The sequence below is a fragment of the [Clostridium] scindens ATCC 35704 genome (genome assembly GCF_004295125.1).
Classification (GTDB): domain Bacteria; phylum Bacillota; class Clostridia; order Lachnospirales; family Lachnospiraceae; genus Clostridium_AP; species Clostridium_AP scindens.
This window is the reverse complement of the sequence record NZ_CP036170.1, coordinates 991,030-1,005,075: the sequence shown is the minus strand read 5'-3', so window position 1 is coordinate 1,005,075 and position 14,046 is coordinate 991,030. Positions and strand designations below refer to the sequence as shown.

Here is a 14,046-nt window from a genome sequence, read left to right as displayed (position 1 = left end):
GGCGGGAATCCTCCTACTGATTGTGGATTACATGTCTGCGTCTACCAGGACAGTGGGGAAAATTGTAAGGAACAGCCATGGGCAAGGCGCGAGCACGGAGATGCTGGAGGTATTGCTGGAAGGCGCGGCAGAAAAGATACCTGTGGAGATTAAAGTATCTGAGCAGCAATATAGCAAAGAAGAGGTCCGGGGATTATTTCAGAGGGTAATGCGTAGACTGGACAGGCTGATTCTCGGGAAAAATGAGAGCCTGGACAGGATAGAATATGACATGGATCTTGTGACGCAGGTGCCGGGCGAGCCAGTAGGAGTTGAGTGGGAGCTGGATCGTTATGATGTGATGAATATCAGGGGAGAACTGCAGGAGAACGTGCTGGATCAAGAGGGGACGCTTGTAAAGCTAAGCGCTGTCCTTACCTATAGCGAAGATCCGAAGGAACAGGCACTATATGAGTGCATGGCAAATATATTTCCGAAGGCCTTGACCGGGAAAGAACAAAAGGGGCAGCGGGTCATGCAGGAAATTATGAAGCGGGAGGCAGATAGCAAGACCAAAAGGGTATGGCTGCTTCCGGAGAAGATACAAGGAAAGGCAGCCTCCTATTATAAGAAGATGGACTACCGGGGACTGGTCTTGATCGTGATGGCAATATTGATAGCCATCCTGCTGTATGCCTTAAAGCAGCAGAATATCCGGAAGGAAGGAGAAGAAAAGAAGCGGCAGATGATGCTTGACTATCCGGAAATTGTCAATAAGTTGGCTTTGTTCCTGGGGGCAGGCATGACTGTAAAAAGAGCGTGGAGAAAAGTAGTGGAGGATTATGAACGACATAAGACAGATGGAAATGCCCGACATGCATATGAAGAGATGAAAAAGGCGTGTTACGAGATGGAAAGCGGGGTTATGGAGACAGAAAGTTATGAGAATTTTGGAAGGAGATGCAACGTGCAGTCTTATATCAGATTAGGGGCGCTGCTGTCACAGAATCTTCGCAAGGGAACGAAAGGCCTCACTCATCTATTACGGCTGGAATCCATCCAGGCTTTCGAAGAACGCAAAGCCAGGGCAAAAAGGCTGGGAGAAGAAGCAGGCACGAAATTGCTGCTTCCCATGTTCCTGATGCTGGCAATCGTGCTGATCATAGTCATAGTGCCTGCGTTCCTATCTATTCAGATTTAGTGTATGTCAGTAAAGGAACGGGCTGACGAAGGAGCAGATGTGAAGCCAGAAGCAGAGATAAACTTAGGAGGAGAACGTGTATGTGGAGAATATGGTATATATCGCAAGTATTAAGAGAAAAGAGAGGAATCGGAGTCGTAGAAGTTATATTGATACTGGTCGTGCTGATTGGGCTGGTCATTATATTCAAGTCCCAGCTTACCAGCCTGGTGCAGATAATCTTCCAGAAGATAACCAGCGAAAGTTCAGGCATCTAGTCCGCGGAGAAGTGACAGCATATTTAAGCCTGGTCTTCATCCTCTTTATAACATTGGTAGGGGGACTGATGGAAAGCGCCTCGATACAGATGGCGAAGAATTACAGACGGGCAGATATGAACCGGGCAGTCGAGTGCATGTTTGCAGAATATCAGAAAGAATTGCTGGACGAGTACCATATATTTGCACTGGACGGTAGTTATGAGACAGGGCAATATGAGCAGTCAAACTTGATGGAGCGTTTAGGGTATTATGGTGCGGGAAATATGGAACAGGAGATAAAGCGGATACAGTTCCTCACGGACCAGGGCTGTCAATCTTTCTTTGATCAGATTACCGCATATATGGAGCACAAGTATGGAATAGATTCGGTAAAGGATATGCTGGGGATGACTTCCGTCTGGGGGCAGCAGCAGGATAAAGGAGCGGAGTATGCAAGGGAGGAAGCCAAAACCCAAAAAGGCTTGGAAGATCTGCTCGCTTCGAATGACAGCGAACTGCCCAAAGAAGATAACCCCATTGACCACGTAGGTCGATTGAAGGCCCAGCCACTGCTGGAACTGGTACTGCCCAAAGACAGGGCATTATCAGAGAAGCAGGCCGATGAAAAGGAAATGCTCTCCGCTAGAGCCAGACAGGAGGGATATGGAGATTTTTCCGATGTGGCTAAGGCGGGAGGAACTGTGTCATCTCTCCTTTTCGGAGAATATATGCTGGAGAATTTCTTATCCTTTACAGATGAAGGAAGGGGAGGAGCCTTAGATTATGAATTGGAGTACATCCTGGCGGGCGCAGGCAGTGACAAAGAGAATCTGGAGAAGGTGGCAAGGAAGTTAATGATGCTTAGGTTCGTTCCTAATTATGCGTATATTCAAACGGATGGAGAGATGAAGGCAGAAGCAGAGGCGATGGCCGCAACGCTGTGCATGCTTCTTGCCGTCCCTGCCATCACGAGCGCGGCTGCCCAGGCGATTCTTCTGGCATGGGCATATGGAGAGACGGTTATGGATCTGCGGTCTTTGTTAAAGGGAAACCGCGTGCCGCTGGTAAAGTCCAGGGAAACCTGGCAGCTCCAGTTATCTTCTCTGCTTACTCTGGGTACGCAAGAGGACACAAAAGAAGGAGCCGATGCGCCGGAAGGTCTTGAATATAAAGATTATCTGAGGATGCTGCTTTTTCTGGCGCCCAAACAAACATCTGGATTACGGGCGCTTGGAATCATTGAGCAGAATCTGAGAAAAGTATATGGACAGGCATATTTTCGTGCGGATTTGTGTATCAGCAGGGTGGAGTTTCGATCAGTCTGCAGGTTAAGAAGAGGAATCCATTATGAATTTCCAATTTATTTTGGATATCAGTAGAGGCGGATGCAGATGTCCTTCCGGATTCTTAGGCACTCATCCAACAAAAAGTTAAACATAAAAGAAAGGAGAAGGATTCGTACCATGAATAGTAAAATACTCCCCTTAGAACCTATCTATTCTGTCTGGACCGGGAGGGCATCTGCATCTGTCTCTAAGAAAGGCAGCGTAACTGTGGAGGCAGCGATGGCAGTCCCGCTGTTTTTCCTTGCAATTGTGAGCCTTCTGTATCTGATGGAGACGATGGCAATCCAGGCCTCCGTCCGGTGTGGGCTCCAGGCAGGCGGAAAGAGAGCGGCAGATGAAGCCAGCAGCACGGCGGTCATAATGCCTTACCGCATAGAGAGCGATGTTGTGAATTCGATCGGCCAGGATCGGTTGGAAAGGAGTATCATATCGGGAGGTAGCGGAGGGATTCACTGTGACAAGTCCAGAATGTCGCCCCGTACGGGAATCGGAGAATTGGTGGCATCGTACGAGATACGCGTCCCACTTCCTATATTTGGAATCTCTCCGGCAAAGCATGAAGAAAAACTGCGTATCAAGGCTTGGACAGGCTATGAGAAGCAGGGATTTGGACGTGATGACGATGATACGGTCTATGTAACGGAGACTGGGCTGGTGTATCATCGTGATTACCACTGCACGCACCTGGAACTATCCATACATATGGTGCTCCAGTCGGAGATAGAATCCTTAAGAAATGAAGGCGGTGGAAAGTATCATCCTTGCCAGCATTGTATGAAAGGAGCCGGAGGCGGGGTGTACATCACAGATACCGGCGACCGTTACCATAGTTCGCTATCCTGCAGCGGCCTAAAGCGAACCATCTATGCAGTGCCGCTGTCAGAGGTGGCAGGAAAGGGGGCTTGCTCAAGATGTGGGAAATAAGCCAGATGATTTGCATGGGCATATTGCTAAGCCTTTCTGTGATTGACATCCATTTCCGAAGGATACCGGCGGATATCCTGGTCATGGCGAGTATTGCAGCATTGGCCTATCAGGGGATAACAAGGCAGCCGGATCTGTGGATGGCAGCAGGAGGCGCTGGTGTAGGAATTCTGTTTCTCCTGGTCAGCAAGGTTACGCGGGAAGGTTTTGGTTACGGAGATAGTTGGGCGATTTTGGCCTTGGGAATATATCTGGGGCTGTGGGGAGTGCTGGATGTGCTGGTGGGGACATTTTGCTTCCTCGCCGTGGCCGCTCTGGTCTGTCTGACGGCAAAGAAAATGTCTAGAAAACATACGATTCCATTCATTCCCTTTCTGGCGGCAGGATATTTGCTTAGCGTGCTGGCAAGGGGGAGATAAATGGGGGAAGAGTCATATAAGAAAATGAAAAAACGGGTAAAAAGCAGGGGCTGCTTAAAAGGCAGCCTGACGGTAGAAATGTCATTTCTTATGCCAATGATCCTTTTTCTGCTTATGGGATGCATCCTGGCGGCTTTTTATTACCATGACAAACTCATCTTAACCGGCGCGGCATATGAGACGGCTGTGGCAGGCAGCACAAAAGCGCGGGAAAAAGACGGGGTAAAGGCAGGACAGCTGGAAAGCCTTTTCGTCCAGAGGGTAAAAGGAAAGTGTATTCTGGCCAGCAATGCTCAGGCGAATGTGAAGGTCAGAAAGGACGAGATTGAAGTGAATGCCATTGCTTCTTACGGGCAGATGAAGATATCCGTGGTAACAAAGGCGGCAGTCACAGAACCCGAGAAGCATATTAGGGATATGCAAAGGTTGAAGGAGAAGTGAAGATGGAACGTAAGATTACAATTGAAGAACATGACTTATATCAAGAAGACTATCAAATACGGATGCTGAAGGCAAATTCGCTGGATGGGATTCTTAAGGTAGGCGCAAGAGGAATGAACGGCAGCAGTTATTATGATTATGATGTCAGTGGGAAAGTTTCCATGAAAGCAATGTATGAGCGAAGCAAGATCAGCGGAGAGGACCTTAAACTGTTTCTGACGCAGTTCAAGGCAGTTATTAAAGAAGTGGAGGCGTATTTGCTGAATATACATTGTATCTTGCTGAAGCCGGAATACATCTTTTATGAGGAGAGCAGATTCTTTTTCTGCTATTATCCTCTGGCAGCCCAGGACCTGTGGGAAGAGTTCCATACATTGACAGAGTATTTTGTCAGACAGGGGGATTATGAAGACCAGGAGTGCGTCCGCCTGGTCTTTCTGCTTCATAAAGCCACAATGGAAGAAAACTATAGTCTGGAAAAGATTATGGCAGAATGCCTGAAACGTCCCGAAAAGGACGAAAAAGTAGACACAGTAGAGGAGATAGAAGAAATGGAATATGATACAAAGGAACATGACTGGATTACGGAACAGGAGATGGGAAGTTCCATTATGAAAGAAACAGAAAACCTGTGGACGCCTGTGAAACGATTTCTCAATAAGCACAAAAAGCCTAAGTGGGGCGACTGGGATGGGCTGCATATCGAGGAAGAAGAACTATAAATACAATCTGAAAAATGGATTGTTAAGAGGAACGAGATTGTGGTAAAATAAAGGAGAAACATATGGGGAAAACAAAAGATTTGATACCATTAAAAGAGTTAAACCTTACGAACCGCTTTCTGTTTGATGAAGTGCTGGAAGATCCGCAGACACATCAGGATATTCTCAGTATTATCTTTGGAAGGGATATTCCTTTGCTGGAACAAAATGAGACGGAGAAAGAGTTGAGGGTATCGCCGCATCTGCGTGCAGTTCGGATGGATGTATACGCCATGGATGAAGAAAAATCAGTTTACAACACAGAAATGCAGCAGAAGAAAAGGACGGACTTGGCAAAGCGCAGCAGATATTACCAGTCTATGATAGACGCAGGCCTTCTGGAACCGGGGATTCCGGATTATAACCAGTTAAATAATTCGTATATTATTATAATCACGCCATTCGATCTGTTTGGGTATGGCAGATATGTGTACACGTTTCGTGCTGGATGCCTGGAAGAGCCCGATTGCTGTCTTGAAGATGGAGCGGTTCGCATATTTCTGAATACCCGGGGAAAGAATGATGGCGAGGTATCCAAAGAACTAGTGGGATTCCTGCGTTATGTGGAAGACACTACGGATGAAATGGCTGCAGATATGGACAGCGAACGGATTAAGCGTATCCATAACCGTTTGCGTAAGGTAAAAGCCAGTGAAGAAGTAGGGGTGAAGTATATGCAGGCATGGGAAGAAAGATACTACGACAAAGAAGAGGCAAGGCAGGAGGGACTGGAAGAAGGCAGGCAGGAAGGAAGAGAAATAGGAAAACAGGAGGGGAAACAGGAAGCCATTAAAAATTTAATTAGGAAAAAATTAAAAAAGGGCTGTTCGGCAGAGGAGATTGCGGATATACTGGAAGAGGAACTGGGCATGATCCAGGGGCTTATTGATGAGATAGAGAAAGAAAATCTGTGAATAATCAACAAAGAATAGATTTGGAGGTTACTATTTTTCAATCTTATGCTATACTGATAGAGAATAAAATCAGAAGAGATGTCAGAAAGCGGTTAAGTGATATATGAATAGCAAGAAGATGAAGGCTCCATGTACAATTTTATTACTGGCTGCCAATGTGGCAGTGTTCTTTTTGCTGTCCTTTCAAGGCGCGACGGAAGACGGGCTTTTTATGCTGGAACATGGGGCAATGTACGTACCCTTTATTACCGAACAGGGAGAATACTACCGGATGTTTACCAGCATGTTTCTTCATTTTGGCTTCGAGCATCTTTTTAACAATATGATTACGCTGGTATTGATCGGCTGGAACCTGGAAGTCGAGATTGGCAGCATCAGGTTTTTGGTTATATATATTCTAAGCGGTCTGGGTGGAAATATCCTGTCCTCATGGTGGGACATCCGCTTGGCAGACTATGCCATAGCTGCCGGAGCCTCGGGAGCAATTTTTGGAATTATCGGGGCTTTATTATATGTAGCAATCCGCAACAGAGGTCGGATCGGCGATATATCAGGCAGAGGCATTGTCTTTATGATTTTTATTACGCTTTATTATGGATACTCCAGCGGAGGAGTTGACAATATGGCACATATCGGCGGATTGACGACGGGATTCCTTCTATGCATCCTGCTGTACTGGAAGCGTAAGCGTGAAGACAGTCCCTTTATCCAATACTGATTCCACCGTAAGAGAACCATGATGGGCCGAAGCGATACGCTTGGCTATGGCAAGGCCTAAGCCGGTGCCATTTTGCTTATGGGTCATGAATGGCTCGAATATTGTGGACAAGTCTTCTGGCGCGATGCCGCAGCCGGTGTCAGATATAGTAATTACGACCTGCTGGTTCTGGAAGGCAGCCGTCAAAGAGATGGCCGCATTATCCCTATCCGGGCATGAAAGAACCGCGTCCTTGGCATTCTTAAGCAAGTTTAGAAGTACTTGCTTCATTTTCATAGGATCAATGCTTATGGATGGAAGCGTGGCAGGAATCCTTGAAGTAAATTCAATCTGTGAATCCACAAGGGTGGAAGCGAAGGAAAGCGCGATCTTTCTCAAAAAAGTTCGTGCATCTGTTGCAGCGCATTCCAAGCGCTCGCCGTTATTATATGAGGAGAGTTGCTCTAATAACTGCTTCATATATTCAATATCCTGCCGCATTCCTTCCCAATGATGAAAGGTTAATACTTCCGGATGCTGGGATTCAATTAATTGCAATGTGCTGTATACCAGCGTCAATGGGTTACGGATTTCGTGGCTGATGGTGCTGATGTCCACGCGATGGGACTCCAGGAGTCGAGTGAGAAGTTCTTTTTTCTGTGGACTTTCTGCCATGATTTGTTGCAATTTGTCGTAGTCTGTCGTTGTAAACATAGTTATTACCGCCCTTTCTGAATTAACAGTTTAGCATTGGCGGGTAAAATAATCAATCACTATTTTAAAGAGAGAGGGATGATAAAAATGAAGGACGAAAACTGCATATTCTGTAAACTTGCCAATGGTGAAATACCTACAGCTACATTATATGAAGATGAGGATTTCAGGGTAATACTGGATGCAAGTCCGGCATCAAAAGGTCACGCTTTGATAATTCCAAAGGAGCATTATGCTAATCTGTATGAATTGGATGATGAGTTGGCTGGAAAAGCGCTTGTGCTTGCCAAGAAGATGATTACGAAGCTTACAGGCATCCTGGACTGTGATGGTTATAATATCGTCCAGAACAATGGCGAGTCGGCAGGGCAGACCGTATTCCACTTCCATATGCATATGATTCCAAGACATACTGGCGACGGCGTGGGCCTGGGATGGAAGATGGGCGAATTGACAGAAGAAGATAAAAATGATATCTTATCAAAGTTAAAATAATAAGGAAGCGAAGGATAAACAAGTGAGTGTGGAGTCGATAGGAAAAGTGGCCTTTGATGTAATCTATGAGGACAATGTCGAGCTTGTGTATAAGGTAGCAGCAAAATATTGTGGAAATCATCACACAGCGGAAGAGATTGCACAAAGTGTTTTCATTAAATTGTATATGAATATGGATCATGTAAATCTTGATGCAGTGCGTCCGTGGCTAGTTTTGACAACTAAGTATATGGCGCTGAATGTGATTAGAGATCGGAAACGTGAAGTTTTGATTGATGACCTGCTGTATGAAAAGCATGAAAAGGCACCCTCCGATTTTGATCACAGTACAGAGGACGTATTTATCAGAAAATTAAAAGAACGGGCAAGTAGGGAACTTGTAAAAGATATATTTTCGGCCTTGTATGATCTGAATCCCAGTTGGTATGAAGCAGTCACAATTACATATGTTCTGGAAAAGCCGCAAAAGGAAGTTGCAGAGATCATGGGTGTGAAACTGGAGACGCTTCATAGTATGTTGTATAGAGCAAAGAAATGGATTCGGAAGCATTTCGAGGAACAGTTTGACCGCTTGAACAAAGCATAAAACAGGTGCCTGAGCGACACCTGTTTTATATATTGCCATTGTGCTGAAGCACGGATTATTTTTTGGATACGGCTTCTATTAAATCTATAATAGTATCAATAGAATTCTGCTGTGGGGAGTTCTTCATAGCGCTTATGTAAGAATCCCGGTTCTCATATAAACGCAGGATGGACTGAAGAAGGACATCTTTATTAAGTTCTTCTTCCTCCAGCACAATGCTGTATCCCTGACGCTCGAAGGAACGGGCATTGAGTATCTGATCCCCACGGCTTGCATTGGCGGAAAGAGGAATCAGAAGATTTGGCTTATGGAGAGCCAGCAATTCGCAGATAGCATTGGCGCCAGCTCTGGATATTACTATATCTGTCAATGCAAAAAGGTCTTTTAATTCTTCTTTGACATATTCGAATTGAGCATATCCCTCCAAGCCTTTCAACGATTCGTCAACCTTTCCCTTGCCGCATAGATGTACGACTTGGAAGTCTTTCAGAAGTTCGGGAAGGATGCCTCGCACTGCATCGTTAACGGCGACAGAGCCAAGGCTTCCGCCAACAACCATGATAACAGGCTTGTCAGTGGTAAATCCCAGGAATTCCTTTGCCTTATACTTGTCACCGGACAACAGTTCCTGACGGATAGGGGAGCCTGTAAGCACGGCTTTTCCTTCTGGAAGATGCTCTAAAGTCTCGGGAAAATTGCAGCAGACCTTGGTTGCCGAAGATAAGGATATCTTATTGGCAAGACCAGGGGTCATGTCTGACTCATGGATAATCGTTGGGACGTGATGGCTCTTTCCGGCCAATACCACCGGAACAGAGACAAAGCCGCCTTTGGAGAAGATTACGTCTGGCTTTAGTATCTTGACTAACTTGCGTGCTTCTCCAAGTCCTTTGATAACACGGAAAGGATCTGTAAAATTCTGTACGCTGAAGTAGCGCCGCAATTTTCCGGAGGATATCCCGTGATAAGGAATCCCGAATTGCTGGATCAGTTCTTTTTCGATACCATTATAGGAACCTATATAATGGATATCATATTGTAATTCTTTGAGCCGTGGCAAAAGGGCAATGTTAGGCGTAACATGGCCAGCGGTGCCGCCGCCTGTTAAGATGATACGTTTCATAATGACCTCCCGATTTTGTTTGTAGGTTGAAAATATGCCATAAGGACACTTGTTATAATTATATTATACGTTTACAACGGAATTGGTCAAGAGAAACAGCAGATTTAGGGCAGGGGCTGACAGTTTTGTATATAGAAGTTCTCTAATCAAGGATAAATAGAAATATAGGGGTAAGTAATGAAGGGAAAAAAGGACCAGTTTGAATACATGATAACCGAAGACTTTGAGCAGCTAGCGAAGGAAGAGGAAGAAGAAATCCTGAAGGATGACAGCATCCAGATGCCGGAAGGGTTCAAAGAATCACTCAGAGCAAAACTGGAAGAGCAGATCAAGGAGAAGGAAAGAGAAGAACTATACTCTAAGCTATCAGAGGAAGACAGGCTTGCATTAGAAGTAGGGCGCAAGGTACTAGAGGAAGAAAAAAATAAAGAAGTTGAAATCGAAGTTACGCGTAAAAAGAAACGGCGTAAACTGTATCTTACATTGGCGGCATCACTTGTGTTGGTGATGGCCATTAGTGTGACTAGTATAGGCGTACCTAAGAGAATTGTATCTATGATGAAAAGGATAGTCGGAGATAGAGAAGTTGAGCAAGTAGATTCTAGCGAAGATAATTTGACAATTTTAGAAGAAAGCGAGGAAAAAGCATATCAGAAAGTCGATGATGAATTTGGTACTATGCCAGTTAAGATTGTTTTAGGACCGGCTCAAATGAAGTTTGATAGAATGGAAATGGATGAGGAACTCCTAACGGCTGAGTTTATTTATAATTATAATGGATCAAAAGTTGTTTATTTTGTTAATGCATCATTTAGCAATACATCTTGGGGAGTAGACGTAGAAGATGAGTTTCGGAAGCAGTATATAGAAAAGGTTAATGATTGTGAGATTACAATTAAAGAGTATAGAACGCCGAAAACGAATAAAGAGCGATATTCAGCTCGCTTTGAATATAAAGGGTTAGAATACTTCTTAATCGGGACTATGCCCAAGGAGGATTTTAATTTAATTGTAAATAATTTGTTTTTTTCAAAATAAATGCGTCAGTATTTGTCGAGTTATGTGTTTGTATATATGAGGGTAAAGGAAAATTGTGAGGATGGAGGTGAAAGATGAAGAACAAATGGGCATCTACAGGATGTTTGATCGTGTTAGTTATTGGAATGTTTTTTACATCAACAAGAAGTTTGTATGCTGCGGAAAATAGGCCTATTATAGATGGTTCTTATTTGACGCATGATAATGAGTCTATTGGTTATGATACTAAAATTACTCGAGGCGAAGATTTGCTTACCGGATATTCAAAGTGTGTAGTGATGGGGCCTGGAAAATTGTATGCTGGTGGTACAACTATTGCGGCGCATACCGTGCAAAGCGTGCAAGTAGCAGTAACGATAGAAAGGGCACAAGAAGGCGATACTACATGGGAAATATATGATGGTTGGCACAAAGAAAGCCTCAACACAGATCGAGTAGGCTCTAATAGAAGTTTAGATGTTGAGGGAGGCTACTATTATAGAGCAAGAAGTACACATGCGGCAAACAGTGACGTAAGCAGTTCCTTTACGAATGGCATCTATGTGGAAGAGCCATAAAATGTGAAAACCAAAGTATAAAAGAAAAAGAAGAAAACAAAAAGAAAAAAAGAAAAACATTTTGCAATCGGAAAAACAAATTTAGAAAACAAAAATGCCAATATGCTATATCCGGGGAGATTGCGGGAAGCGCCGTCCGCGGTGCAACAGGAGAAACTATTAACAATAATTTCGACCTTACATTGAGAAACCGTAGACCCACGAGACGGGTTAAAGTCGTCGTAGACGGTGCTTCCCACAATCTCTCCGGAATCAAGAGAAAAACGTATAAGACAAAAAGGACAGAAAAGGATGCGAGGTTATATGCTAGGCCTCGTATCCTTTTTCTACAGGAAATTGGTAGTCGCAGATTTCCTGGCAGCGATGTCTATTGGCCGATTGCTTTCTTTAATGCATATGCCAGCTGATCCGGGCAGGATGTAGACTTATAGCCGCATGTGATGCCCTCCAGCCGGGAAATAACATCGTGTACGTTCATTCCTCTGATCAGGCTGCAGATACCTTTGGTGTTGCCGTTGCAGCCTCCTACAAATTCTACGTTTTTAACGATATCTCCGTCCAACTCTACACGAATTAGTTGAGAACAGACACCATGTGGTCTGTATTCCATAAATATTGCCTCCCTTGTTTGCTCTTCATTATAGATTATTAATATAACAAATATTCAATACGGATTATAGCAAAGAAATCATAGGATTTCTATATCTTTTATGATATTTCAGAAAAATGTAATATTTTAAATCACAGATACTAAATGTTATATAAGTTGGCATCGTGATTTAGTTGTGATAAACTACCTACATGGAGTAATCGTGATATAAGGAGGAGAGGTTGATATGATAGGAATTATCGGAGCAATGGAAGAAGAAGTTGCGGCATTGAAGGAAGATATGGATATTCAGGAGACGGTAGAGCAGGCATCTATGGTTTTCTGCAAGGGGAAACTGTGCGGCAAGGACGTGGTGGTAGTTAGAAGCGGAATCGGCAAAGTCAATGCTGGCATCTGTGCCCAGATACTTGTGGACAGGTTCCAGGCAGATATGCTGATCAATACCGGAATCGCAGGATCTCTGGATGCGAGAATTGATATTGGCGATATGGTTATCTCCACGGATGCCCTTCACCATGATATGGACGCTACTATATTCGGGGATGCCATCGGGCAGATACCGAGGATGGATACGCTGGCGTTTCCAGCAGATGAAGAACTTGTGCGCAAGGCAGCCAAGGCTAATGAGAAGGCGAACCCGGACATCCGCACATTTACCGGAAAGGTGGCAAGCGGCGACCAGTTCATCTCATCCAGGGAGGCAAAAGAAAAGATCGTGGAGAACTTCCATCCACTGTGCGTGGAGATGGAAGGAGCCGGGATTGCACAGGCAGCGTACCTGAACAAAGTTTCGTATGTCATAATCCGTGCCATTTCGGACAAAGCCGACAACAGCGCGACCATGGATTACCCTACCTTTGAAAGGCAGGCGATCGCCCACAGCGTAAGGCTTATGAAGGAATTGCTGACAATGATATAATTACGGCCGGACGAAGATTCTTAAGAATCTGACAGATTCCTCCACATCAGGGGTCAGAATCTGTAGAACGGTTTTTATACCCTCCTTTGGAATTTCAAGTATAATTCTAAGCAAAAGGAGGGCTTTTTTATGTTAGAAATTATACTGGACAAGCACGTGATATTCGTGCTAATGGGAATCCTGACGGTCATAGGGATTGTGAGTAAACTGATTGCAAATGTAACTTTGAAACAGCTAGTGCGCGCAGCCGGGAATATGAATAAAAGTACCCACCCGCTTATGCGCCTGGTGCGCGCCAAATTCGAACATGCCTGCATGATCAGCGATACGGTGGAGAACGTCAGGGTGTTTGTAGACAAGTACTTGTATGAGTACAAGGTTGTAGGAATGAAGCTGCACAGCTGGAGGCGGATGGAGAAGGCCACGGCCGGACTGTGCCTGATACTGGGAGCGGCGGGGGCGCTTCTTGAGTACGCGGTAAATGGAATGGGCGACATGGTGATTAAGACAGGGGCTGCTGGCGCCGGGCTTGCCATTCTGATCTATCTGGTCCATCTGACCACGGACGAGGAATACCGCATGGAGGCAGTGCAGAACTATATGGTTGACTATCTGGAAAATGTATGCCTGCACCGTTATGAAAAGGCGTACCAGAAAGAGATCAAGGTAATGGCTCCGGAGACACCGGTATCCGAATTTGGAGTAGTGCCGGATTGGGAGGAAGGGGATGGCGAGGACATATTTACGATAGAGAATGAGCCGGAGACCCCGCGCCAGAAGGCGGCAAAGGTAGTGAAGGCAGCCAGGGAAGAAGAGGATCAGAAGAAATCCTCCAGAACAGATAAGAACGATAGGGGAGAGCCGGAGAGGCCAATGCCGAGAAAAGAAGTGCCGTCGCCTACGGCGCCTCCTGAGATTACCAGTCCGACCATGCCGGAACCATATGAGGTGCCGGATGTGGCTCCGCAGATTCAGGCTGCATCGGCAGACCGGAAGGCAAGAAGGGAAAAAGAGAAGGAAGAAGTAGCAAAAGACGTGCTGATACGGCAGATTCTGGAGGAGTTTATGGCTTGATTAAAAGTG

18 protein-coding genes are annotated in these 14,046 nt (G+C 45.1%); 15 read left to right on the top strand and 3 right to left on the bottom strand.

The window, feature by feature from the left end:
* Positions 1–31 precede the first annotated feature (31 nt).
* From HDCHBGLK_RS05150 to HDCHBGLK_RS05110, 9 genes are all read left to right on the top strand, one after another.
* Positions 32–1,180: a type II secretion system F family protein gene (locus tag HDCHBGLK_RS05150; RefSeq protein WP_004607627.1), complete on the top strand. Its 1,149-nt coding sequence runs from the start codon at positions 32–34 to the stop codon at positions 1,178–1,180.
* A gap of 80 nt (positions 1,181–1,260) precedes the next feature.
* The gene (locus HDCHBGLK_RS05145; RefSeq protein WP_082210554.1) at positions 1,261–1,437 is read left to right on the top strand and encodes a Flp1 family type IVb pilin; all 177 of its coding nucleotides are present in this window, start codon (positions 1,261–1,263) and stop codon (positions 1,435–1,437) included.
* A gap of 11 nt (positions 1,438–1,448) precedes the next feature.
* Complete coding sequence (locus HDCHBGLK_RS05140; protein ID WP_039909831.1) at positions 1,449–2,798, top strand: DUF5702 domain-containing protein; 1,350 nt, start codon at positions 1,449–1,451, stop codon at positions 2,796–2,798.
* 84 nt (positions 2,799–2,882) lie between these two features.
* Positions 2,883–3,689 carry a TadE family protein gene (locus tag HDCHBGLK_RS05135; protein ID WP_039909832.1) on the top strand — a complete coding sequence of 269 codons (807 nt, stop codon included), beginning with the start codon at positions 2,883–2,885 and terminating at the stop codon, positions 3,687–3,689.
* A complete protein-coding gene (locus HDCHBGLK_RS05130) occupies positions 3,677–4,108 on the top strand; it encodes a prepilin peptidase (RefSeq protein ID WP_004607630.1) in 432 nt (143 codons plus the stop codon). The genes HDCHBGLK_RS05135 and HDCHBGLK_RS05130 overlap by 13 nt, the downstream gene beginning before the upstream one ends.
* Positions 4,109–4,549, top strand: a complete 441-nt coding sequence (locus HDCHBGLK_RS05125) for a TadE family protein (protein WP_004607631.1) — start codon at positions 4,109–4,111, stop codon at positions 4,547–4,549.
* Positions 4,550–4,551: 2 nt separating this feature from the next.
* Positions 4,552–5,271: a DUF6382 domain-containing protein gene (locus HDCHBGLK_RS05120; RefSeq protein WP_039909833.1), complete on the top strand. Its 720-nt coding sequence runs from the start codon at positions 4,552–4,554 to the stop codon at positions 5,269–5,271.
* A 62-nt stretch (positions 5,272–5,333) separates the two neighbouring features.
* Positions 5,334–6,224 carry an Rpn family recombination-promoting nuclease/putative transposase gene (locus tag HDCHBGLK_RS05115; protein ID WP_004607633.1) on the top strand — a complete coding sequence of 297 codons (891 nt, stop codon included), beginning with the start codon at positions 5,334–5,336 and terminating at the stop codon, positions 6,222–6,224.
* Between the two features lie 103 nt (positions 6,225–6,327).
* Complete coding sequence (locus tag HDCHBGLK_RS05110) at positions 6,328–6,942, top strand: rhomboid family intramembrane serine protease (RefSeq protein ID WP_004607634.1); 615 nt, start codon at positions 6,328–6,330, stop codon at positions 6,940–6,942.
* Here the strand turns inward: HDCHBGLK_RS05110 and HDCHBGLK_RS05105 are convergent.
* The gene (locus HDCHBGLK_RS05105) at positions 6,883–7,635 is read right to left on the bottom strand and encodes a sensor histidine kinase (RefSeq protein ID WP_004607635.1); all 753 of its coding nucleotides are present in this window, start codon (positions 7,633–7,635) and stop codon (positions 6,883–6,885) included. The two genes, HDCHBGLK_RS05110 and HDCHBGLK_RS05105, sit on opposite strands and share 60 nt — an antisense overlap.
* A gap of 87 nt (positions 7,636–7,722) precedes the next feature.
* On the opposite strand from HDCHBGLK_RS05105, the gene HDCHBGLK_RS05100 reads away from it, so the two are divergent.
* Complete coding sequence (locus HDCHBGLK_RS05100) at positions 7,723–8,130, top strand: HIT family protein (protein ID WP_009248382.1); 408 nt, start codon at positions 7,723–7,725, stop codon at positions 8,128–8,130.
* A gap of 28 nt (positions 8,131–8,158) precedes the next feature.
* Positions 8,159–8,716 carry an RNA polymerase sigma factor gene (locus HDCHBGLK_RS05095; protein ID WP_004607637.1) on the top strand — a complete coding sequence of 186 codons (558 nt, stop codon included), beginning with the start codon at positions 8,159–8,161 and terminating at the stop codon, positions 8,714–8,716.
* A gap of 55 nt (positions 8,717–8,771) precedes the next feature.
* Here the strand turns inward: HDCHBGLK_RS05095 and HDCHBGLK_RS05090 are convergent, their stop codons facing one another.
* Positions 8,772–9,839 carry an undecaprenyldiphospho-muramoylpentapeptide beta-N-acetylglucosaminyltransferase gene (locus HDCHBGLK_RS05090; protein WP_004607638.1) on the bottom strand — a complete coding sequence of 356 codons (1,068 nt, stop codon included), beginning with the start codon at positions 9,837–9,839 and terminating at the stop codon, positions 8,772–8,774.
* 177 nt (positions 9,840–10,016) lie between these two features.
* Here HDCHBGLK_RS05090 and HDCHBGLK_RS05085 point away from each other — a divergent pair, with 177 nt between their 5' ends.
* Positions 10,017–10,877, top strand: coding sequence for a DUF4367 domain-containing protein (locus tag HDCHBGLK_RS05085; RefSeq protein WP_130574560.1), 861 nt, complete (start codon positions 10,017–10,019; stop codon positions 10,875–10,877).
* 74 nt (positions 10,878–10,951) lie between these two features.
* Complete coding sequence (locus HDCHBGLK_RS05080) at positions 10,952–11,434, top strand: hypothetical protein (RefSeq protein ID WP_004607640.1); 483 nt, start codon at positions 10,952–10,954, stop codon at positions 11,432–11,434.
* Positions 11,435–11,801: 367 nt separating this feature from the next.
* Here the strand turns inward: HDCHBGLK_RS05080 and HDCHBGLK_RS05075 are convergent, their stop codons facing one another.
* On the bottom strand, positions 11,802–12,044 hold the full coding sequence (locus HDCHBGLK_RS05075; protein WP_004607641.1) for a TIGR03905 family TSCPD domain-containing protein: 243 nt from the start codon (positions 12,042–12,044) through the stop codon (positions 11,802–11,804).
* Between the two features lie 226 nt (positions 12,045–12,270).
* Between HDCHBGLK_RS05075 and HDCHBGLK_RS05070 the strand changes: the two genes are divergently transcribed.
* Positions 12,271–12,963 carry a 5'-methylthioadenosine/adenosylhomocysteine nucleosidase gene (locus tag HDCHBGLK_RS05070; RefSeq protein WP_004607642.1) on the top strand — a complete coding sequence of 231 codons (693 nt, stop codon included), beginning with the start codon at positions 12,271–12,273 and terminating at the stop codon, positions 12,961–12,963.
* Positions 12,964–13,092: 129 nt separating this feature from the next.
* Positions 13,093–14,037, top strand: coding sequence for a hypothetical protein (locus tag HDCHBGLK_RS05065; protein WP_004607643.1), 945 nt, complete (start codon positions 13,093–13,095; stop codon positions 14,035–14,037).
* Positions 14,038–14,046: the final 9 nt, after the last annotated feature.

Excerpts from the sequence above, each read along its gene's own strand:
- HDCHBGLK_RS05150 (WP_004607627.1), top strand. The coding sequence starts at position 32 with ATGTCTGCGTCTACCAGGACAGTGGGGAAAATTGTAAGGAACAGCCAT.
- HDCHBGLK_RS05145 (WP_082210554.1), top strand. The coding sequence starts at position 1,261 with ATGTGGAGAATATGGTATATATCGCAAGTATTAAGAGAAAAGAGAGGA.
- HDCHBGLK_RS05135 (WP_039909832.1), top strand. The coding sequence starts at position 2,883 with ATGAATAGTAAAATACTCCCCTTAGAACCTATCTATTCTGTCTGGACC.
- HDCHBGLK_RS05130 (WP_004607630.1), top strand. The coding sequence starts at position 3,677 with ATGTGGGAAATAAGCCAGATGATTTGCATGGGCATATTGCTAAGCCTT.
- HDCHBGLK_RS05125 (WP_004607631.1), top strand. The coding sequence starts at position 4,109 with ATGGGGGAAGAGTCATATAAGAAAATGAAAAAACGGGTAAAAAGCAGG.
- HDCHBGLK_RS05120 (WP_039909833.1), top strand. The coding sequence starts at position 4,552 with ATGGAACGTAAGATTACAATTGAAGAACATGACTTATATCAAGAAGAC.
- HDCHBGLK_RS05115 (WP_004607633.1), top strand. The coding sequence starts at position 5,334 with ATGGGGAAAACAAAAGATTTGATACCATTAAAAGAGTTAAACCTTACG.
- HDCHBGLK_RS05110 (WP_004607634.1), top strand. The coding sequence starts at position 6,328 with ATGAATAGCAAGAAGATGAAGGCTCCATGTACAATTTTATTACTGGCT.
- HDCHBGLK_RS05105 (WP_004607635.1), bottom strand. The coding sequence starts at position 7,635 with ATGTTTACAACGACAGACTACGACAAATTGCAACAAATCATGGCAGAA.
- HDCHBGLK_RS05100 (WP_009248382.1), top strand. The coding sequence starts at position 7,723 with ATGAAGGACGAAAACTGCATATTCTGTAAACTTGCCAATGGTGAAATA.
- HDCHBGLK_RS05090 (WP_004607638.1), bottom strand. The coding sequence starts at position 9,839 with ATGAAACGTATCATCTTAACAGGCGGCGGCACCGCTGGCCATGTTACG.
- HDCHBGLK_RS05085 (WP_130574560.1), top strand. The coding sequence starts at position 10,017 with ATGAAGGGAAAAAAGGACCAGTTTGAATACATGATAACCGAAGACTTT.
- HDCHBGLK_RS05080 (WP_004607640.1), top strand. The coding sequence starts at position 10,952 with ATGAAGAACAAATGGGCATCTACAGGATGTTTGATCGTGTTAGTTATT.
- HDCHBGLK_RS05075 (WP_004607641.1), bottom strand. The coding sequence starts at position 12,044 with ATGGAATACAGACCACATGGTGTCTGTTCTCAACTAATTCGTGTAGAG.
- HDCHBGLK_RS05070 (WP_004607642.1), top strand. The coding sequence starts at position 12,271 with ATGATAGGAATTATCGGAGCAATGGAAGAAGAAGTTGCGGCATTGAAG.
- HDCHBGLK_RS05065 (WP_004607643.1), top strand. The coding sequence starts at position 13,093 with ATGTTAGAAATTATACTGGACAAGCACGTGATATTCGTGCTAATGGGA.